The organism is Pseudomonas sp. MYb118 (assembly GCF_040947875.1).
In the GTDB taxonomy this organism is placed as follows: Bacteria; Pseudomonadota; Gammaproteobacteria; order Pseudomonadales; family Pseudomonadaceae; genus Aquipseudomonas.
On record NZ_JBFRXN010000002.1, the window covers coordinates 682,940 to 701,925 of the forward strand.

An 18,986-nucleotide genomic window follows, 5' to 3' on the forward strand; every position below is an offset into this window, starting at 1 on the left:
ATGTGACTAAGCCAACACCCCCAATTCCTTGGCCCGCGCCACCGCCTGGGTCCGTCGCTCGACCCCCAGCTTGCTGTTGATGTGGCTGGCGTGGGTTTTGACCGTGTGCAGGGAAATGAACAGCTGATCGCTGATTTCCTGGTTCGAGCAGCCTTGGGCGATGAGTTTGAGTACCGCCAGTTCACGGGAGCTGAGCGGCTCACAGGCCGGCTCCGTGGAGATCCGGGCTGCCACTACGGGCAGACGCTCCAACAGGCTCGGGGTCAACGTCGCCGTCGCGCAGTGCTGCAGCTGTTCGCGCAGCCAGTCCGGGTGCTTGTTCAACAGGCTGTCGAAAGGCTGCAATGCACCACCGCTGGCGGTGTCGAGCGCCTGGGCGAAGGCCTGTCGCGCTTGCGGCTCGCGGCCGTTATCGAGCAACAGTTCAACCTGTTGCGCCAGGGCCATGGTGCTGAGCAGTTGATGGCCGGTTTGCTGGCCACGTTCGAGCAGCGCATGCAAGCGCCCTTCGGCGAGCATCGGTTGCTTCTGGATGGCTTCCAGCAAGGCCTGTTGCAATTCGATGTGCAACGGCAATTGCGGATGGAACTCCGGCGGCGCCGCCGGTTGTTCACCGTTGTAGGTCTGGCCCAGGCGCGCCAGCCAGGCTTCGGCCAGGTCGGTACGGCCCTGGGCCAGCCACAGCTCGCATTTGACCAGGGTGATCATCGCCAGGTAATAAATCGGCGGCACGTCCCAGATGTGCATCAACCGTTCGGCTTCGGCCAGCTCGGCAAAGGCCTTGGCGAATTCGCCGCTGCTGCCTTCGAGCCGGGCAACCACGCAATGGCCGATCAATACGCTGATGTCGCGACAGGCGCGGGCTTCGCTCAGGCCGGTCTGTAAACGCAGCCGCGCGGTTTGCGGTTGCAGGCGCAGCGCCAACAGAAACCCTTCGTACAGCGTCAATCGCGCGCGCACCGCGTACAGCCGCTGGGACGACAGGCCCTGCAAGCGTTGCAGGCCCTGGCGTACTTCTTCCAGTGAACGCAGGATTTCGCCCCGCGCCTGCAACACCCGCGCGCGGTCATAATGCGCGAGGGCCTCGAACAGCGGATTGCCGACCCGTTGCGCCAGCTCCAGCGACTCGCGATTCAAGCCGCGCGCGCGCCACAGGTCACTGTCGGCAATGGCCAGGTTGGACAGGGTCGACAGGCACATCAGCCGCTGGCCATAACGTTTGGCGGGCAGGCTCTCCAGCGCTTCGCTGCAATAGAGCAGCGTCAACGCCCGGTTGCCGCGCCCGCGGGCGATGATCCCGCTCAGGGCCAGCCATTGCGCGAGCATGGATTTCTGCGCGGTGGCCGAGGGCGCCGGCAGGAACCGGCTGAGGTGGCTGGCCAGTTCCTCGGCGGCGTCGAGCTGACAGGCCAGCCCCAACGCCCAGCTGTACAGCACGATCAGCCGGGGCGTGCTGATCAGCAGGCTGTCGGGCAAGTCCATCTTCCAGCGCAGCAACATGCCGACGTTCTGTTCGGCCAGCAGTTGTTCTTCGGACAGGTTCTGCACCAGGTTGGCGGCGACATCCAGGTGCCCGGCGCGCAACGCCTGCTCTACGGCCTCATCGAGCAGGCCCTGGGCGTTGAACCAGCGACAGGCGCGCAAGTGCAGGCTGGCCGCCGGCACCATTGCCTGACGGGTGGGTCGGGTACGCAGCAGATCGGAAAACAGATGGTGATAACGGTACCAGTGGCCATGCTCGTCCAGCGGCACCAGGAACACCTGATGCGCCAGCAGGAAACGCAGGATCTCCGCGCTGTCATGAGCCTCGCGAACGGCGTCGCACAGCTCGCTGCAAAAGCGCTCCTGGGGCGCAGTGTCGTAGAGGAACGCCTGCACGTCGGCGGGTAGGCAGTCGATGACCTCTTCGAGCAGGTAATCGCGGATCAGCCCTTCCCCGCCGTTCAGGGACTGCGGCAACGCCCCTTCGGCGCCCGCTTCGGAGGCCGCCAGCAGCCAGAAACGCAGGCCGGCGACCCAGCCTTCACTGCGCTGGATCAGGTTCTCCAGCGCCTCGCCGCGCAGGGAGGTGCTGTGCCGATCGAGCAGGGTCGAAGCTTCTTCGTGGGTCAGGCGCAGGTCCTGTTCATGCAGCTCCAACAGCTGGCGGGACAGGCGCAGGCGCGCCAGGTGCCAGTCCGGACGCTGGCGGCTGGTGACCATCACCAGCAAGCCATCGGGCAAATGATTGAGGAAAAATTGCAGGCAGCGGTCGAGCACCGGGCCCTGGGCCAGGTGGTAGTCGTCGAGAACCAGCAGCAGCGGTGCCGTCGGCAACAGGTGCACGGCCAATTCGTCGAGCAGGCCGTCGAGCCATTCTTCAAAGGCGAAGGGCTGGTGGCGCTGACGCATTTTCAACAGGCCGAGGGACTGACGGCCCAGTTGTGGAAAAAAGTCCTGGAGGCCTTCGAGCAATCGTTCGAGAAACCGGCCCGGGTCATTGTCCCGTGGGCTCAGCCCCAGCCACAAACTTTGCCAGTGACCGGGCAAACCCTGGCAGAACTCCACGGCCAGCGAACTCTTGCCAAACCCTGCCGGTGCACTGACCAGCAATAACCTGCCACCGAGCCCGGCGCTTAAACGCTCGCATAAACGCGGGCGCAGCACGTAACCGTCGGGCAACGGCGGACGGAAAAAACGTCCGTCCAACGTTGCGACGGCAGCGCTGGCAGGGCCCGGGATGGGGGACAGATCAGTCATGGCCGGCTCTTGTTTGGATTACGGTGGCGGCGTTGCAGATTTTTGCAGACTAGCGGTAAACGCGCGGGGAATGAAGGTTATTGCTACAAATGGCTACAAAAAGTCTACGAAGGCGGGATGACATTTCTTTTAACCCGTAGGAGCGAGCTTGCTCGCGATGGGGCCTTTTCAGACGAACATCATGTTGAATGTTCTGACGCCATCGCGAGCAAGCTCGCTCCTACAGGGCTTTCTGTGACACAAAAAAAACCCCGAACAGGTCGGGGCTTTTTTCGAGGATGCGGCCTCTTCAGTGACGGTTAGCGGACACCCTCCTGACGCAGCGCGGCCGGGGAGAAGTCCGAGACGGAGGCGGTGAAGCCGAAGTCGTACGCCTGCTTCTCTTCGTTTTTCATGCCCAGTGCCAGGTAACGGCCCGATTGCAGGTCGTACAGGGTTTCCAGGGCGTACCACGGCACTTGCTTGTCGTAGTAGTTCTCGGCATGCGCCTCAGCCACGCGCCACAGCTGGCCACGACCGTCGTAATGGTCGATCACCGCGGCTTGCCAGGTGTCTTCGTCGATGTAGAAGTCACGTTTGGCGTAGATGTGACGCTGGCCATCCTTGAGGGTGGCGACCACGTGCCAGACACGACGCAGCTCGTAACGCGCCAGGTCCTGGTTGATGTGCCCGGCCTTGAGGATGTCCGAGTACTTCAGTGTAGGATCGTCGAGCTTGTAGCTGTCGGAGGCGATGTACATCTCTTTCTTGCCTTCGAGTTTCCAGTCGTAACGATCCGGCGCGCCGTTGTACATGTCCAGGTTGTCGGAGGTACGCAGGCCATCGGCTGCGGTACCCGGACCGTCATAGGACACTTGCGGTGCCCGGCGCACACGGCGCTGACCGGCGTTGTAGACCCACGCCGCGCGCGGTTCCTTCACCTGGTCGAGGGTTTCGTGCACCAGCAGCACACCACCGGCCAGACGCGCCGGCGCGGTCACTTTCTGCTTGAAGTAGAACAGGATGTTGCCCGGGTTCGCCGGATCGTAATCCTTCATCCGGTCGCGGAACACGAACTGGTCCTGGAAGTACACCAGGCTGTACGAGCCATTCGCCTGCGGGGTCGCCTGGGTCACCAGACGGGTCACGCTGCCGCCGCGGTAGCGGGTGATGTGGTTCCAGATCACCTCTACACCGCTCTTTGGAATCGGGAACGGCACAGCGGTATCGAAGTTTTCCAGACCGTTGCCACCGCCCACGAGTGTGGTGTTGGTGGCGTTTTTCTTGATGGCGGCAAACACTTCATCGGGCACCGTGGCACCACGATGGGAGGTGTAGACCGGCATCTTGAAGCTGTCGGGGTAGCGTTTGAACATCGCGTACTGGCCCGGTGCAAGCTTGTCCTTGTACTGATCGACGTTCTGCGCGGTGATGGTGAACAGCGGTTTTTCACTGGCGAACGGGTTGGCCAGGAAACCCCGGCTGTCAACGCTGCCGGCGTTTTTCGCCATCGGCTTCCAGGCCGGGATCGAACCGTCGGCATTGCCCGCCATCTCGGCGCCCATCGGCGTCAGGCTTTTACCCAGCTTGTCCGCTTCGGCCGCCGGGACCGCAGCCATCACGCTGGTGGCCAGCAGTGTCAGCCCCAGAACACCCGCGTGGAACAGACTCTTTGTTGTTTTCATAAGTGTGTTCGTCCTGAAAATTCAGTGCTTAGAAGTTCACGCCGAAGCTGAGCGCAACGAAGTCGCGGTCATCCACGGTGGTGTACTTGCCGTCAAAGAAGTTGGTGTAGGCCAACGACGCGGTGTAGGTGTTCTGGTACTCGGCGTCCAGACCCAGGCTGACCGCCTTGCGGCCTTCCTCGAAGTTGCCGCCAGGGCCAGGCGAGTAACCATCGACGTCATGCTGCCAGGCGATGTTCGGCTTGAGGTTCACACCGGCAAACACGTCGTTGTATTCCCAGATGGCGCGAGCACGGTAGCCCCACGAATCGCTGGTGGTGAAACCGTCGTTTTCGCAGTAGCGGCTGACGTTGTTTTGCGGACCACCGGCCAGGGTTGAAGCGTTCAGCGCCTGGCACTGACCGCCTGGCAGTGGGCCAGGGCCGTAGCTCGGGTCACGACCGTAACGAGCTTTGGAGGTGCTCTCCAGGCCGCCTACGTGAGTCCAGCCCACCTCGCCCACCACGGTCAGACGCGAGGCGCCCATCACCTGATCGAAGAAGTGCGTGAAGGTGGTTTGCAGTTGGCTGACTTCCTTGCGGCGATAGCCGTGCTGATCCGTATTCGGGCGGCCTTGCAGTACGGACACGCGCGGGTCCAGCGGGGTCAGGCCGGAATACAGGATGTCGGTGGTGTTGAGCTGCACCGGCGCGTTCGGACGGTAGCTGAACTCACCACTCCACGCGGTGCCGGTAGGCAAGGTGGTGGAGAAGCTCAGGCCGTACAGGCGGATGTCTTCCGGATACTCGACGAAGTAGCTGGAGTTGCCCGCCACCTGCAATGGCAGCAACGATGGAGCCAACGCAGTTGCGGTAGCAAGGGGAATACCTGCACCGACCAATGAGCCAACCAGCCCCGCGCCGCTATAGGCACTCGCCGGCGCGCCTTTGCCGCTGAAAATTGGCGCACGGCTGTGGTAGTTCATCATGTAGGCACCGAACTCGGTGTCCAGCGGCTCGAACATGTATTTGAAGGACACGCCGAACTGGCCGCTGTCGCGGGCATCACGGTCCGGGCCACGGCGAACGATCGCGCCTTCGTCCGGGTTACCCCAGGTCACGCCACGGGCACCCAGGGTATTGAGGACAGCGTTACGCGCCGGGGCTGGCAAACCGGCGGCTGCCAGCGAGCTGTTGAGACCGTTGCGGGTACGCAGCACCGCGAGGTTGTTGTCGCAACCGTCGGCAATCACGTCCGGCTGCGAGAAGAACGTGCCACAGTTGTCGGCGACGGTCTGGTCCCATTCCAGTTGATAGAACGCTTCGGTCGAGAGGTTCTCGGTCAGGCTCTGGGACACGTAGAACATGTTGACCGGGATCAGGCCTTCCTTGATCTCGGCGCCTGGACGGCGGAACGCGGACACGTCGATCGGGTTGATCGAGTTGATGCCGCCACCGATGAAGGTACTTTCACCCCAGCTCACCACCTGCTTGCCCAGACGCACGGAACCCGGCTGATCGGCAATCGAGTAGTTGTGGTAGACGAAGGCGTCGAGGATCTGACCGCCGGCGGACTTGGCGCCTTCTTTGCGGTTGCTGTCGCTGATGTCCTTGAACGGACGGCTTTCGTCCTTGAGTTCAAAGTCATACCAGTATTTGCCACGGACGAAGACGCCGGTGTCGCCGTATTTCAGTTCAAGGTCATGGATGCCCTTGAAGATCTTCGAGAAGGTGTCACCGCTCTTGAAGTTCAGGTGACCGTCGTCAGAGGTCTGGGACAGGCCGCGCCCACCGTTGTTGACGCCGATGAGGTTCTTGTTGGCGTTCTCGGTCGACCAACTGGCACCAATCGACAGCGACGAGTCGAATTGACCTTCGATTTCACCGATGTTGAAACTGACGCCGAATGCGGGCCCGGCGAGCGTGGAGGCAAGACTGACCGCCAGAGGCAGTTTCGCCCGGCGCCAGAACTGGTTTGCTGATGTCATCGACGCTACTCCATGTGCATTATTGTTATGGCAGTGAGTACTTTTAAAAACGCCTGGTTGACCGGGCGCCAAAGGCCTCCCGAAGTCACTCCAAAATTGCATCGCCCCGTCTAGTGCGTGTGCCCCGTTCTTAAAAATCCTTGAGCGGACTATAGCCAGCAGGTAGTAGAGCTTGATCCCTCTAAAGTGTGATTTGAGCTGCCAGCCACTCTGGAACAGTCCTTTCGCCAGGCCGACCCCTGTCGGCACGGGAAGAATGGCTGAAAATTCGGATTTGACAAGCCAAGCGCTTGCTTGGTGGGGGTGGCGTGCCCTTTTGGGCACGCCAAATGACACTCAGAGTGTCGAGAGGAAAGTGCTGTTGGTCGCCTGCCATTCGGTGATGTCGAGGCGGATGCGCTTCTTGTCGAGCTTGCCGACGCTGGTCTTGGGAATTTCAGTAACAAGGGCGATCTGGCTCGGGATCGCCCACTTGCTCAGGTGCCCCAGCTCGACAAACGGCTTGAGGTGTTCCTTGAGCTCTTTGGCCCCGATGGCATGGCCTTCGCGGATCACCAGCAAGGCAAACGGACGCTCGCCCCATTGCGGATCGGCGATGCCCACCACTGCTACTTCGCGTACCGCTACGTGGCGGCTGATGAGGTCTTCGAGGTCCAGCGAGGAGATCCACTCGCCGCCGGTCTTGATCACGTCTTTGATGCGATCACGGATGTCGATCACGCCCATGCTGTCGAGCGTCGCCACGTCGCCGGTGTGCAGCCAGCCGCCGGCCCACAGCTCGGCACCTTTTTGCGGTTCGTTGAAATAACCTTCGGTGAGCCACGGCGCACGCAGTACCAGTTCGCCCTGGGTTTCCCCGTCGGCGGGCAGGAATTTGCCGTCACAGTCGACGATCGCCGCTTCCACCAGAGGGCCGGGCACGCCGGCCTTGATCCGGTAGGTGGTGCGCTCGTCTTCGGTGCCGGCCATCAGCTCGTCGTTGAGGTGCGCACAGGAAACCAGCGGCCCGGTTTCCGACATGCCGTAGGCGGCGGTCAATTGAATGCCCCGGGCCTTGGCGGCTTCGTACAGCGTCCGGTTCAGTGCACTGCCGCCAATGACGATTTTCCAGCCGTTGAAATCCGTGCCTTGCGCCGCCTTGGCGTTGAGCAGCATTTGCAGGATGGTCGGGACGCAGTGGGAAAAGGTGACCTTTTCCTTGCGCCACAGCTCCACCAGGAACTCGGGGTCGTAGCGGCCAGGGTAGACCTGCTTGAGGCCGAGCATCGTCGCGACATACGGCAGGCCCCAGGCGTGCACATGGAACATCGGGGTGATCGGCATGTACACGTCGTTGGTGCCCAGCAGGCGCACGCTGTCGATGGCGCCCATGATGGTCGACACACCCATGGTGTGCAGCACCAGTTGCCGGTGGGTGAAATACACGCCCTTGGGATTGCCGGTCGTGCCCGTGGTGTAGAAGGTGGTGGCGACCGAATTCTCGTCGAAATCCTCGAAGTCGTACTGCGGGCTCGCAGCCGCCAGCAATTGCTCGTACTCGCCGACGAGGTTGGGCAGGTCTGCGGTTTTTTCCGGGAGGTCGGTCAGCAGCAGGGTTTTCTCCACCGTGGTCAAGTGGCCCGCCACGGCGTTGTACAGCCCCACGAACTCACTGTTGACCAGCACGAAGCGGTCCTCGGCGTGGTTCATGGTGTAGAGGATCTGTTCCGGCGACAGGCGCACGTTGATGGTGTGGATCACCGCGCCGATCATCGGGATGGCGAACATGCATTCCAGGTAGCGATGGCTGTCCCAGTCCATCACGGCCACGGTGTCACCGGCCTTGACCCCGGCCGCCGTCAGCACATTGGCCAGCCTCGCGACCCGTTCGATCAGGGTCGGGTAGGTGTAGCGCAGCTGGTCGCGGTAAATGATCTCGCGGGTTTTCTCGTAGCGAGCCCCGGACATCAGCAGCCGTTTGATCAGCAATGGGTACTGGTAAGCGCCTTCGGCTGGGGGGATAACGCGAGTCTGCAACATAAGAATCCCTTTTCTGACTGCACGGTCGTGGCTGAAAGTAAGCACTCTAGTGCCCTTGCACGCCGGCCAAATCAGCCAAAGGAATGATTTGCAGAGCCGCGTAAATGCTAGCTTTGCGCCAGCATTCACAGGCTTAAACACCCGCCCTGTAGGAGCGAGCTTGCTCGCGATTGCGGTGGATCAGGCGACATTGTCGTTAATTGACACACCGCTATCGCGAGCAAGCTCGCTCCTACAGGGATAGGGGGCCGCGGTCAGTGCATCTCGGTGAACGCGAGTTTCACCCCGATGGCGATCAGCACCGCGCCCATGGTCCGGTCGAACCAGTGGCCCATGCGGGCAAAACCGGCGCGCACGCGCTGCTGGCTGAACAGCATCGCCACCAGGCAGAACCAGGTCGCCGTCGCGGCGGCGAGGTAGATGCCGTAGCCGGCCTGCACCGCCAGCGGCGTGTGCGGGTTGATGACCACGGTGAACAGCGACAGGAAGAACAGCGTGGCCTTGGGGTTCAGGCCGTTGGTGACGAAGCCCGAGGTGAACGCGCCACGGGCGGTGCGCTCGCCCGCTTCCTTGTGCAGGTCATCGGCCACCGGCTTGGCCGGCTGCGCGCGCAGGGCCTTGAAGCCGATGTACAGCAGGTAGGCGGCCGCCGCCCATTTCAAGGCATTGAACAGCATGATCGACTGCGACACGATCAGGCCGATACCGAGCAACGAATAGCCGACATGCAGGAAAATCGCCGTGCCCACGCCCAGCGCCGTCCAGGTACCGGCGCGGCGGCCGTGGGTCACGCTCTCACGCACCACCACGGCAAAGTCCGGGCCTGGGCTGGCCACGGCCAGTAGATGGATAAGGGCGACGGTCAGGAATTCTGTCCAGTACAAGGGGATACCTCGGGGTGGTCGGTCGAAAAACCTATTACCCCCTGTAGGAGCGAGCTTGCTCGCGATGGCGGTGTGTCAGGCGATATTGTCGTTAACTGACAGACCGCCATCGCGAGCAAGCTCGCTCCTACAGGGGGATGTGTAGGCCGGCAGGGAGTAACCATTTGTTTCTATCTGGTAGGCTCGGCAGATTACGCTTTCAGTTCATTGCACAAAAGGTACAGTTGATGACGAACTTTCGCCGCGCCGTTTTCCTCGACCATCCATCGCTCGACCTCGGTGACCTGGACCTCACCCCCTTGCGCGATTGTTTCGACGAACTGGAGCTGTTCGCCCAGACCACGCCGGAACAGGTCGCCGAACGCCTCAAGGGCGCGACCGTCGCCATCAGCAACAAGATCCTGATCGACGCCGCGACCATCGCCGCCAGCCCCGAGCTCAAGCTGATCCTGATCACGGCCACCGGCACCAACAACGTCGATCTCGCCGCCGCCCGCGCCCATGGCGTCACGGTGTGCAATTGCCAGGGTTACGGCACGCCGTCGGTGGCGCAGCACACGATCATGCTGCTGCTAAACCTGGCCACACGCCTGGCCGATTACCAGAAAGCCGTCGGTGAAGGTCGCTGGCAACAGGCCAAGCAGTTCTGCCTGCTCGATTACCCGATCGTCGAGCTCGAAGGCAAGACGCTCGGCCTGCTCGGCCACGGCGAACTGGGTGGCGCGGTGGCCCGCCTGGCCGAAGCGTTCGGCATGCGCGTGCTGCTCGGGCAGATTCCAGGCCGCCCTGCCCGCCCCGACCGTTTGCCGCTGGATGAATTGCTGCCGCAGGTCGATGCGCTGACCCTGCACTGCCCGCTCAACGAACACACCCGCCACTTCATCGGCGCCCGCGAACTGGCGTCGATGAAACCGGGCGCGTTCGTGGTCAACACCGCGCGCGGTGGCCTGATCGACGAACAGGCATTGGCCGATGCCCTGCGCAATGGCCACCTCGGCGGCGCGGCCACCGACGTGCTCAGCGTCGAACCGCCAGCGGCCGGCAACCCGTTGCTCGCCGACGACATCCCGCGCCTGATCGTCACCCCGCACAACGCCTGGGGCAGTCGCGAGGCGCGCCAGCGGATCGTCGGCCAGTTGACCGAAAACGCACAGGGCTACTTCAGCGGTAAGGCACTGCGGGTCGTCAGTTGATAAACTGCCGCACATTTTTTCAGGGAGCAGAGTATGGATCCGCGCAGTGAAGTACTGCTTCGTCAGGCCGAGTTGTTCCAGGGCTCGGTGTTGCTGGCCGGTTTGCCCGCCGACGATTTGCTCGGGCGCCTGCCCGACGCCCACGGCTGGTGCTGGCATGCCGGCGATCAGGCCGGGCTGGAGGCACGTTTCGCCGGGCGCAGCCATTTCGGCGTGAACGCTCCCGAGCGCGAGTTCGAGGCTGCGGTGCTGTTCCTGCCCAAGGCCCGCGACCTCACCGATTACCTGCTCAACGCCCTCGCCTCGCGCCTGGCCGGGCGCGAGCTGTTTCTGGTGGGAGAAAAGCGCAGCGGTATCGAAGGCGCGGCCAAACAACTGAACCCGTTCGGCAAACCGCGCAAGCTCGACAGTGCCCGGCATTGCCAACTCTGGCAGGTCACCGTGGCCGACGCGCCAGCGGCCAAACCCCTGGAAAGCTTGGCTCAGACCTATGAGCTGCCACTGGCCGAAGGCCCGTTGACCGTCATCAGCTTGCCGGGCGTGTTCAGCCACGGCCGGCTGGATCGCGGCAGTGCGTTGTTGCTGGAGCACCTGGACAAGTTGCCGAGCGGCCACTTGCTGGACTTCGGTTGCGGCGCCGGCGTGCTGGGGGCGGCGGTCAAGCGTCGCTACCCGGACAGTCAACTGACCCTGCTGGATGTCGATGCCTTTGCCACGGCCAGCAGTCGCCTGACCCTGGCGGCCAACGGCCTGCAGGCCGAGGTGATTACCGGTGACGGCATCGACGCCGCACCGATGGGTTTGAGTGCGATCCTGAGCAACCCGCCGTTCCATGTCGGGGTGCACACCAACTACCAGGCTACCGAGAATTTGCTGCGAAAAGCGGCAAAACATCTGAAAAACGGCGGCGAACTTCGCCTGGTCGCCAACAGCTTCCTGAAGTACCAGCCACTGATCGAAGAGCATCTTGGCGTGTGTGCGATCAAGGCCGAAGGACAGGGTTTCCGCATCTACCGGGCCAAGCGCGGCTGACACGTCTTTTCAAAAAAGGGGCTTGCCCAATCGGATTTGCCTAGGCAGAATCCGCTCCGTCCTAGGGGAGTAGTCTCCCACGAGCGCCATGCTCGTCCGGCGTGCGTCAACATACTTGGTCCTCAGACCATGGCGCATGCGACCCAAGCCTCCGCATCAGACGGAGCGCAGGGTTTGACAAGACCTATGACACGCACACCTTACCCGGGGCGGGAAGGCTGTACGTGTCATAGCCGTGTCGACCCGCCCCTTAGGAAAACCCTGATGCTGGATTCACTTCTCGTTCCCACCGCAATCGTTGCCTTGGCCGAAATCGGCGACAAGACGCAACTGCTCGCGCTGATTCTGGCTGCCCGGTTCCGTAAACCGTGGCCCATCATCGCCGGCATCGTCGCCGCCACCCTGGCCAACCACGCAGCCGCCGGTGCAGTCGGGGCCTGGTTCGGCAGTTTCTTCTCGGATGCGATGCTGCACTGGATTCTCGCCGCCAGTTTTGCCGCAACCGCGCTGTGGACCCTGGTGCCGGACAAACTGGATGACGACGAAGCCAGCACGACCCGCAAGTTCGGGCCGTTCCTGACCACGCTGATCGCGTTCTTCCTCGCGGAAATCGGTGACAAGACGCAAATCGCCACGGTGATGCTCGCCGCGCAATACCCGGAACTGTGGCTGGTGATCATTGGTACCACCGTCGGCATGCTGATTGCCAACGTGCCGGTGGTACTGGCGGGTAACTTCGCTGCCGAGAAACTGCCGTTGACCCTGATCCGTCGCCTGGCGGCGTCGGCGTTCTTCATCCTGGCGGTGGTGGCGGTTTACAAGGCGATGCAGAGTAGTGGGTGGGTTTAAAACCGTGTAATCGTTCATCGCGAGCAGGCTCGCTCCCACATTGGCTCTCTGTCGGACACAACATTTGTGTTCAATGAAAATCAACTGTGGGAGCGAGCCTGTCGAGGCGTCGAACCGTCGCGATTAGGTCAGCCGCAACAACGCAAAATCAGGACTTCGGCGCTTTCTCGTACAACGGCATCACCTTCGGAATCGCCGCTTCCAGGGAAGCGATCCGGCTGCTGGAGTTCGGGTGAGTGCTCATGAACTCCGGTGGCGAGCCTTCCGAGGCCTTGCTCATCTTGTTCCACAGGGTGATCGCCGCGTTCGGGTTGTAGCCGGCGCGAGCGGCCAGTTCCAGGCCGATCAGGTCCGCTTCGTTTTCGTTGGCGCGGCTGTTGGGCAGGGTCATGCCGTAGTTGGCAACGGTGTCGGCCAGCGCCAGGCTGTCCTGGCCGAGGCCGAACAAGGCGCCGGCGCCCTGCTTGGCCATCTCGATGCCGTAGGCCTTGGACATGGCTTCACGGCCGTGTTCGCGCAGGGCGTGGGCAATTTCATGGCCCATGACCGCCGCGATTTCATCGTCGGTGAGTTTCAGGGTGTCGATCAGCCCGGTGTAGAAAATGATCTTGCCGCCCGGCCCGCAGTTGGCATTGAGCTCGTCGCTCTTGATCAGGTTGACCTCCCATTTCCACTGGGCCGAATCCGGACGGAAAACCGGTGCCTGGGCAATCAGCCGATTGGCAATCGTCTGTACACGCTTGGCCTCGGCGCTGGTCTTGTCCAGCACGCCCTGGCTGCTCGCCTCGCCCACGGTCTTCTGGTAGGACTGGGCATACATCTGGTTGACTTCGTCCGTGGACAACATGCTGAACATGTACTGTTTGCGCTCCACGCCCACGGCCCCACCGCTGGTGGTGTTGACCGACTGACACCCGGCGAGCAACAGACCCGCGCCCAGAGCACACACAACCAATCGCTTGTTCATCAATAAACTCCTTGAAAACATGCCGGCTATCCTAGGCGCCCATTTGTATTGGCGCCAGATACAACAGACACACAAGCAAACATTTCAGATGAAGCCCCGTGTGCTGTAGGAAAAAATTCACATCACCGGCCGGCCGCAGCCGGCCATGCTTCAAATGCGACATCAACCTCTCCAAAACAGTCAATTCATCGCCCCGCGCTCATGGCCCTCAGTGCCAATGCCGATACAGCACCGCAGATATCCTCTTGCGTGCGGAGTCCCCATGAAGTTCAAGTCGATCCAGTTTTCCGTGGCAGCCCTGGCCGGTGCCATCGTATTAAGTGTCGTCGCGGCGCTGGTGCTGTACGCGCTGTTCTCCGGTGCCCGCACCCAGGACATGGTCCAGGAGCGAACCCAGGCGCAATTCGAACAAGTCATCGAACAGCGCCTGACGTCCCTGGCGCAAACCCAGGTCAGCCAGATCCAGCGTGAACTCGAAGCGCCCCTGCTGATTGCCGGCGGCCTGGTGCGGGTCAACGCGCTGATCGGCACGCCGGGTGCCGACGGCCAACCGCAGTTGAGCCTCAACCGCGAGCAATTGATCAGCCTGATCAAGGAAAACGTGGCGAAAAACCCGAAGATTCTCGGCACCTACATCGCCTGGGAACAAAACGTACTGGACCGCAATGACGCGGCCTACATCGGCACCCAGGTCAAAGGCATCGACCCGGCCAACGGCCGTTTCCTGCCGTGGTGGTTCCGCAATGCCGACGGCAGCCTGGGCCTGGACAAACTGGTGGATGTCGACGACCAGAAGACCCTGTCCACCGGGGTGCGTGCCAGCGAGTATTACCTGTGCTCGAAAGAGACGAAAAAGTCCTGTGTGATTGATCCGGCGCCCTACAAGGTCGGCGACAAGATCGTCATGCTCGCGTCCTTCATCGAACCGATCATGCTCAACGGCGCCTTCCAGGGCATCGTCGGCGCCGACCTGTCGGTGAACTTCATCCAGGAAATGCTCCTGGGCGCCAACCAGAAGCTGTACAACGGCTCGGGCGTAATGGCGCTGATCGGAGGCAATGGCCGGATCGTCGCCTACACCAAGGACCCGAGCAAATTCGGTGAAAAGGTCAGCGACATCCTCGACAGCCAGCAGATTGCCAACATGGCCAATCTCAAGCGCGGCGAAGTGACTTACACCGTCGACAAGGCCCAGGGCCGCATCGAGTTGTACCTGCCATTCGGCATCGGCCAGACCGACGCGCGCTGGACGCTGATGCTGCAACTGCCGCTGGACGCGGTGATGGCCGACCTGCAAAAGCTGCAGGCCGACCTCAATAGCCAGCGCAAGTCCGACACCTTCGGCATGGCCATGGTCGGCCTGGTGATTGCCGGCATCGGCCTGCTGGTGATCTGGCTGGTGGGCCACGGCATTGCCCGCCCGCTGCGGCAGATGGTGGCCATGCTCGACGACATCGCCAAGGGTGAAGGCGACCTGACCCGCCGCCTGAGCAGCGATCGCGCCGATGAACTGGGCTCGATCGCCAAGGGCTTCAACACCTTCCTGGCCAAGTTGCAGGCGATGATCACCCAGGTGGTGACGTCGGTGCAGAGCGTCAGCGACTCGTCGGAACACACCGCCGACATCGCCATCCGCACCAACATCGGCGTGCAGAAGCAAATGGTCGAGATCGACCAGGTCGCCACCGCCGTGCATGAGATGACCGCCACCGCCCAGGATGTGGCGCGCAACGCCACCCAGGCGGCGCAAGCGGCGAGCCACGCCGACCAGTCGGCGGCCCAGGGCAAGCAGATCGTGCAGGACACCTCGAACTCGATCGGCGTGCTGGCCGTGGAAATCGGCAAGGCGGTGAATGTGGTGCAAGCGCTGGCCAAGGACAGCGAGAACATCAACGCCATCCTCACCGCCATTCGCGGCATCGCTGAACAGACCAACCTGCTGGCCTTGAACGCCGCCATCGAAGCGGCGCGCGCCGGGGAACAAGGTCGCGGGTTTGCCGTGGTGGCCGATGAAGTGCGCAACCTGGCGCAGAAAACCCAGCAGGCCACCGAAGAAATCCAGACCATGATCCAGCAGTTGCAACAGGGCACGCGCGACGTGGTGCGGGTGATGGAAGACAGCCAGAACCGCACCGATGAGAGCGTGCAACACGCGGCCAAGGCGGCCGAAGCGCTGGACGCGATCACCCGGGCGGTGTCGGTGATCAACGACATGAACACCCAGATCGCCAGTGCCGCGGAGGAACAGAGCGCGGTGGCCGATGACATCAACCGCAACGTGATCAACATCGGCCAGGTGGCCAACGAGGTGGCGGGCGGTGCCGATGAGTCGAGCGCGGCGAGTGCCGGGTTGACCAAGTTGGCCGAGCAGCAGCGGCGGTTGATCAATCAGTTCAAGGTTTGATCTTCAGGGCCCTATCGCGAGCAGGCTCGCTCCTACACGGGATCTGCGTTCACTGTAGGAGCGAGCTTGCTCGCGATAGGGCCGGCCGAAACACCCCATCAAGCCGGAGTCAGACACTCCGGCCCATTCAATTTCGGATCATTCACCAGATTAGCCAGCACCCGCTCGCGCAACGCGACCGGCTCGCTGGCCAACAGCCCCTGCAGCACATGCAAGGGTGTTTCTGGATCGAGCCAGGCCTGTTGCCCTGCCGCATCGAGGATCAGGGGCCGCCGCTGGTTCATGGCCGGCTGCGTGATCACCGCCGTGCTCAGCCACACCTGTTCCTGCACCGGGTAGGCTTCCCAGATCGCCGCAAAAAACACTGACGAGCCCTCCCCCGGCGTCAACCAGTACGGGCGCTTGCGGGTGCCGCCGCGCCATTCGTAAAAGCCGTTGGCCGGCAGCAGGCAGCGGCGCTCGCGCAGGGCCTGGCGGAACATCGGTTGCTCGGCCACGGTTTCGGCCCGGGCATGGGCCGGGGTGCGGGACAGGTCGGTCAGCCACGGCGGCGTCAATCCCCAGCGCGCACGGGCCAACGTGCGCTGGCCGTCGGCGTCGGCGCGAATCATCAACACCGAATCGTTGGGGGAAATGTTCCACTGGGCCTGCTGATCGGCCGGAAAGCCAGGCAGGGCCGCGAAGGCGGGGTTCCAGCGAAACAGGGCATAACGTCCACACATGGGGTAGCACGACTCTTGATAAAACGACCGCCAGCCTAACAGACCAGCGTGCCGGGAAAACTGTCCGGTTCATCGCCCGGCAGTGGCAGCGCGGCATTGTACGCCGTGATCAGCGCGCGGGCGCTGGCGGCCTGATCGTCTTCCACCGCCAGCCCCAACAGACCGAAGATGGGCAGCTCGCCGCTGGCACCGAGCAAATCCCGCCCGACCAGATGCGCCTCGATACCCTCGCTTTCCAGCATGCGTTGCAGCAACTCGCCTTCCATCAGGCTTTCCGGCTCATAGATTCGCTGCATGAAATGCCCCTTCATTCATTTTCGCTGTGAACTTCGAGCATCCATTCCTGACCATCGGTCTGCAGTACAAAGGTAATCGGCCGGCAACACACCGGACAGTCTTCAATATAGGTCTGGTCACCGCCGGACAGGTCCAGCACGGCCTCGGCCTCTTCTCCACAATAAGGACATTCGTAGCGCTCGGTTTCCAGCATCGCGGTCTCCAGGGTGACTTGTGCGTATAATCGCCGGTCTATTTGCAGGGCTATTGGTGTCTGGCTACCTTTTCAGACCGTGCCCCGCCGGTTTTCGATCAAAACCTTTACTTACCCTAGCCGTTTCCAACAAGAGAGCATGATGGGCGAATTCGATGCCATCCGACCTTACGACGATAGCGAAGTCCCAGCGGTGCTGGCACGTTTGCTCAGCGACAAGGCGTTTCTAGATATCCTCACCCACTTCCGCTTTCCGCGTTTTGCCGGTGCCTTCGGCTGGATGCTCAAACCGCTCATTGCGGCCCGCCTGCGCCGTGAGTTCGCCGGGGTCGATTCGGTGGCCACGCTGCAGGACAAGGTCGAGTATTACGTCGACCACACCATCGACCGCGCCACCGACGGGGTGACCTACACGGGCGTCGAGCAATTCAAGTCCGGCAGCGCCTACCTGTTCATCGCCAACCACCGCGACATCGTGATGGACCCGGCCTTCGTCAACTACGCCGTGTATCACGCCGGCTTGCCGACGCCGCGCATCGCGATTGGCGACAACCTGCTGCAAAAGCCCTTCGTCAGCGACCTGATGCGCCTGAACAAGAGCTTCATCGTGCACCGTTCGATTACCGGGCGCCGGGAAAAAATGGCCGCTTACCAGCTGCTGTCCGCGTACATCAACCACTCGATCCGCAACGATTGCGCCTCGATCTGGATCGCCCAGGCCGAAGGCCGGGCCAAGGACGGCGATGACCGTACCGAGTCGGCGATCCTCAAGATGTTCCACATGAGCCGCAAGGACGAGCCATTCGGCGAGGTCATCAAGTCGCTGAACCTGACCCCGGTGTCGATCAGCTACGAATACGACCCGTGCGACCAGGCCAAGGCCCGCGAGCTGTACATCCGCGCCACCACCGGCAGCTACACCAAAGTACCGGGCGAGGATGACGTGAGCATCGCCAAGGGCATCACCGGCTACAAGGGCCGGGTGCACGTGAACTTCGCCGCGCCGATCACTGAATTGTTCGAAGACACCAAGCAACTGGCGGTCGAGATGGACAAGCAGATCCTGGGGGGCTATCGCCTGTTCCCGGTGCACTACCTGGCGTACGCGCAGTGGCAGGACGCCGATCCGCAGTTGCAGGTACCCAAGGCCGCCGAGGTGTTCGGTGCCGACGAACTGGCCAAGGCCCAGGCGCAATGGCAACAGCGCCTGGATGCCTGCCCTGAAGAGCATCGCCCGTTCCTGGTGCTGCAATACGCAACGCCCGTGCGCAATCAGTACCGGGTGAAGGCCGGGTTGTCGCTATAAGGCATTTGGCTGGAACGAAAACGGCGCCCTCGGGCGCCGTTTTGCATGGGGCTTTCTTTACACGCCGTTCAGACCCGCGTGCTGATCCACGACACCAGCAGTGCCAGCCCCAGGCAGGCAAAGCCGAATCGGTAGAAAAACCGGTTCATGCGCAAGGTCGCCCAATCAATGTTTGGCTCCTCGCTCGGACGGCTCTGACGCTGCGCCAGCAGATTGGCCTGCGCGCGCAATTCACGGCGACGCGTGGCGTGCAGCAGCCAGCTGCCCGGAAACGCAAACAGCAAGGCCAGCAGATTGATCAACTTGGCGGGATGGGCAGTAAACAGCGTCATCAAATGCAGCGACATCACAAACCTCGGACGGTTGACCGGCGCCGGATCGACGACCGCGGCGCGAATTCTACCCAAAGACGCCCCGGCTGCCCGAGGTTTTACGACAAATAACTCACCATCTGGCAGATTCCTGCCCTGCGTCACGGCTTCGTCATCTGAATAGGCCAGTCTCTCGCCCCACCAAAACCGACACGGACATTGTCATGCTGCACGCAGAAAACCAGGATCGCCTCTACCTCATTGCCCAAAGCGAAGAACAACAAGCGCTGGTCGGCAGCCTTGCCTTCAACGTTCAGGATCGTCATTGGCTGGTGTATTGCGCGCTGGGAGGGCATCAACACGCGGACTTGCCCGAAACGGACTTGCTGACGGGTGTGAGTGTGCTGGATTTTTATTGCGAAGCGGCTTGATCTGAGTGT

The 18,986-nt window shown here is 62.2% G+C and carries 16 protein-coding genes and 1 riboswitch; of the genes, 6 read left to right on the plus strand and 10 right to left on the minus strand.

All coding sequences use genetic code 11. The annotated features are described in order from the left end of the window. Positions 1 to 6: 6 nt before the first annotated feature. The 5 genes from ABVN20_RS08890 to ABVN20_RS08910 all read right to left on the minus strand — a co-directional run bounded on the left by ABVN20_RS08890 (position 7) and on the right by ABVN20_RS08910 (position 9,272). Entirely contained in the window at positions 7 to 2,739 is a 2,733-nt protein-coding gene (locus ABVN20_RS08890; protein ID WP_368555285.1) for a LuxR C-terminal-related transcriptional regulator, read from the minus strand. 299 nt (positions 2,740 to 3,038) lie between these two features. Next, a complete protein-coding gene (locus tag ABVN20_RS08895) occupies positions 3,039 to 4,403 on the minus strand; it encodes a DUF1329 domain-containing protein (protein ID WP_368555286.1) in 1,365 nt (454 codons plus the stop codon). Between the two features lie 28 nt (positions 4,404 to 4,431). Beyond that, on the minus strand, positions 4,432 to 6,369 hold the full coding sequence (locus ABVN20_RS08900; RefSeq protein ID WP_368555287.1) for a DUF1302 domain-containing protein: 1,938 nt from the start codon (positions 6,367 to 6,369) through the stop codon (positions 4,432 to 4,434). 336 nt (positions 6,370 to 6,705) lie between these two features. After that, positions 6,706 to 8,388, minus strand: coding sequence for a fatty acid--CoA ligase (locus ABVN20_RS08905; RefSeq protein WP_368555288.1), 1,683 nt, complete (start codon positions 8,386 to 8,388; stop codon positions 6,706 to 6,708). A gap of 254 nt (positions 8,389 to 8,642) precedes the next feature. Further along, on the minus strand, positions 8,643 to 9,272 hold the full coding sequence (locus ABVN20_RS08910; RefSeq protein ID WP_368555289.1) for a LysE family translocator: 630 nt from the start codon (positions 9,270 to 9,272) through the stop codon (positions 8,643 to 8,645). A 227-nt stretch (positions 9,273 to 9,499) separates the two neighbouring features. Here ABVN20_RS08910 and ABVN20_RS08915 point away from each other — a divergent pair, with 227 nt between their 5' ends. The 3 genes from ABVN20_RS08915 to ABVN20_RS08925 all read left to right on the plus strand — a co-directional run bounded on the left by ABVN20_RS08915 (position 9,500) and on the right by ABVN20_RS08925 (position 12,346). Then, positions 9,500 to 10,465 carry a 2-hydroxyacid dehydrogenase gene (locus ABVN20_RS08915; protein WP_368555290.1) on the plus strand — a complete coding sequence of 322 codons (966 nt, stop codon included), beginning with the start codon at positions 9,500 to 9,502 and terminating at the stop codon, positions 10,463 to 10,465. Between the two features lie 33 nt (positions 10,466 to 10,498). Next, complete coding sequence (locus tag ABVN20_RS08920; protein ID WP_368555291.1) at positions 10,499 to 11,497, plus strand: methyltransferase; 999 nt, start codon at positions 10,499 to 10,501, stop codon at positions 11,495 to 11,497. A 52-nt stretch (positions 11,498 to 11,549) separates the two neighbouring features. Next, positions 11,550 to 11,672: riboswitch (yybP-ykoY riboswitch) on the plus strand. A gap of 89 nt (positions 11,673 to 11,761) precedes the next feature. Further along, on the plus strand, positions 11,762 to 12,346 hold the full coding sequence (locus ABVN20_RS08925) for a TMEM165/GDT1 family protein (protein WP_368555292.1): 585 nt from the start codon (positions 11,762 to 11,764) through the stop codon (positions 12,344 to 12,346). Between the two features lie 148 nt (positions 12,347 to 12,494). Here the strand turns inward: ABVN20_RS08925 and ABVN20_RS08930 are convergent, their stop codons facing one another. After that, on the minus strand, positions 12,495 to 13,313 hold the full coding sequence (locus ABVN20_RS08930) for a M48 family metallopeptidase (RefSeq protein ID WP_368555293.1): 819 nt from the start codon (positions 13,311 to 13,313) through the stop codon (positions 12,495 to 12,497). Between the two features lie 262 nt (positions 13,314 to 13,575). Here ABVN20_RS08930 and ABVN20_RS08935 point away from each other — a divergent pair, with 262 nt between their 5' ends. Further along, positions 13,576 to 15,717 (plus strand): methyl-accepting chemotaxis protein, encoded by a 2,142-nt coding sequence (locus ABVN20_RS08935; protein WP_368555294.1) that lies wholly within the window; start codon positions 13,576 to 13,578, stop codon positions 15,715 to 15,717. 98 nt (positions 15,718 to 15,815) lie between these two features. On the opposite strand, the gene ABVN20_RS08940 is transcribed toward ABVN20_RS08935, so the two are convergent. The 3 genes from ABVN20_RS08940 to ABVN20_RS08950 are packed head-to-tail and all read right to left on the minus strand — an operon-like array spanning position 15,816 to position 16,929. Beyond that, positions 15,816 to 16,439, minus strand: a complete 624-nt coding sequence (locus ABVN20_RS08940) for an SOS response-associated peptidase (RefSeq protein ID WP_368555295.1) — start codon at positions 16,437 to 16,439, stop codon at positions 15,816 to 15,818. 35 nt (positions 16,440 to 16,474) lie between these two features. Continuing rightward, positions 16,475 to 16,735: a DUF2007 domain-containing protein gene (locus ABVN20_RS08945; RefSeq protein ID WP_368555296.1), complete on the minus strand. Its 261-nt coding sequence runs from the start codon at positions 16,733 to 16,735 to the stop codon at positions 16,475 to 16,477. Between the two features lie 11 nt (positions 16,736 to 16,746). Beyond that, on the minus strand, positions 16,747 to 16,929 hold the full coding sequence (locus tag ABVN20_RS08950; protein ID WP_007947091.1) for a CPXCG motif-containing cysteine-rich protein: 183 nt from the start codon (positions 16,927 to 16,929) through the stop codon (positions 16,747 to 16,749). A gap of 142 nt (positions 16,930 to 17,071) precedes the next feature. On the opposite strand from ABVN20_RS08950, the gene ABVN20_RS08955 reads away from it, so the two are divergent. Then, on the plus strand, positions 17,072 to 18,235 hold the full coding sequence (locus ABVN20_RS08955; RefSeq protein WP_368555297.1) for a 1-acyl-sn-glycerol-3-phosphate acyltransferase: 1,164 nt from the start codon (positions 17,072 to 17,074) through the stop codon (positions 18,233 to 18,235). Positions 18,236 to 18,303: 68 nt separating this feature from the next. On the opposite strand, the gene ABVN20_RS08960 is transcribed toward ABVN20_RS08955, so the two are convergent. Continuing rightward, positions 18,304 to 18,582, minus strand: coding sequence for a hypothetical protein (locus ABVN20_RS08960; RefSeq protein WP_368555298.1), 279 nt, complete (start codon positions 18,580 to 18,582; stop codon positions 18,304 to 18,306). Positions 18,583 to 18,770: 188 nt separating this feature from the next. Between ABVN20_RS08960 and ABVN20_RS08965 the strand changes: the two genes are divergently transcribed. Next, positions 18,771 to 18,977: a hypothetical protein gene (locus ABVN20_RS08965; RefSeq protein WP_368555299.1), complete on the plus strand. Its 207-nt coding sequence runs from the start codon at positions 18,771 to 18,773 to the stop codon at positions 18,975 to 18,977. Positions 18,978 to 18,986 lie beyond the last annotated feature (9 nt).

What these genes read in the sequence shown, in the direction of transcription:
- ABVN20_RS08945 (WP_368555296.1), bottom strand. Translation starts at nt 16,735, where the DNA reads ATGCAGCGAATCTATGAGCCGGAAAGCCTGATGGAAGGCGAGTTGCTG.
- ABVN20_RS08960 (WP_368555298.1), bottom strand. Translation starts at nt 18,582, where the DNA reads ATGTCGCTGCATTTGATGACGCTGTTTACTGCCCATCCCGCCAAGTTG.
- ABVN20_RS08915 (WP_368555290.1), top strand. Translation starts at nt 9,500, where the DNA reads ATGACGAACTTTCGCCGCGCCGTTTTCCTCGACCATCCATCGCTCGAC.
- ABVN20_RS08935 (WP_368555294.1), top strand. Translation starts at nt 13,576, where the DNA reads ATGAAGTTCAAGTCGATCCAGTTTTCCGTGGCAGCCCTGGCCGGTGCC.
- ABVN20_RS08955 (WP_368555297.1), top strand. Translation starts at nt 17,072, where the DNA reads ATGGGCGAATTCGATGCCATCCGACCTTACGACGATAGCGAAGTCCCA.
- ABVN20_RS08895 (WP_368555286.1), bottom strand. Translation starts at nt 4,403, where the DNA reads ATGAAAACAACAAAGAGTCTGTTCCACGCGGGTGTTCTGGGGCTGACA.
- ABVN20_RS08965 (WP_368555299.1), top strand. Translation starts at nt 18,771, where the DNA reads ATGCTGCACGCAGAAAACCAGGATCGCCTCTACCTCATTGCCCAAAGC.
- ABVN20_RS08900 (WP_368555287.1), bottom strand. Translation starts at nt 6,369, where the DNA reads ATGACATCAGCAAACCAGTTCTGGCGCCGGGCGAAACTGCCTCTGGCG.
- ABVN20_RS08890 (WP_368555285.1), bottom strand. Translation starts at nt 2,739, where the DNA reads ATGACTGATCTGTCCCCCATCCCGGGCCCTGCCAGCGCTGCCGTCGCA.
- ABVN20_RS08940 (WP_368555295.1), bottom strand. Translation starts at nt 16,439, where the DNA reads ATGTGTGGACGTTATGCCCTGTTTCGCTGGAACCCCGCCTTCGCGGCC.
- ABVN20_RS08905 (WP_368555288.1), bottom strand. Translation starts at nt 8,388, where the DNA reads ATGTTGCAGACTCGCGTTATCCCCCCAGCCGAAGGCGCTTACCAGTAC.
- ABVN20_RS08950 (WP_007947091.1), bottom strand. Translation starts at nt 16,929, where the DNA reads ATGCTGGAAACCGAGCGCTACGAATGTCCTTATTGTGGAGAAGAGGCC.
- ABVN20_RS08920 (WP_368555291.1), top strand. Translation starts at nt 10,499, where the DNA reads ATGGATCCGCGCAGTGAAGTACTGCTTCGTCAGGCCGAGTTGTTCCAG.
- ABVN20_RS08930 (WP_368555293.1), bottom strand. Translation starts at nt 13,313, where the DNA reads ATGAACAAGCGATTGGTTGTGTGTGCTCTGGGCGCGGGTCTGTTGCTC.
- ABVN20_RS08925 (WP_368555292.1), top strand. Translation starts at nt 11,762, where the DNA reads ATGCTGGATTCACTTCTCGTTCCCACCGCAATCGTTGCCTTGGCCGAA.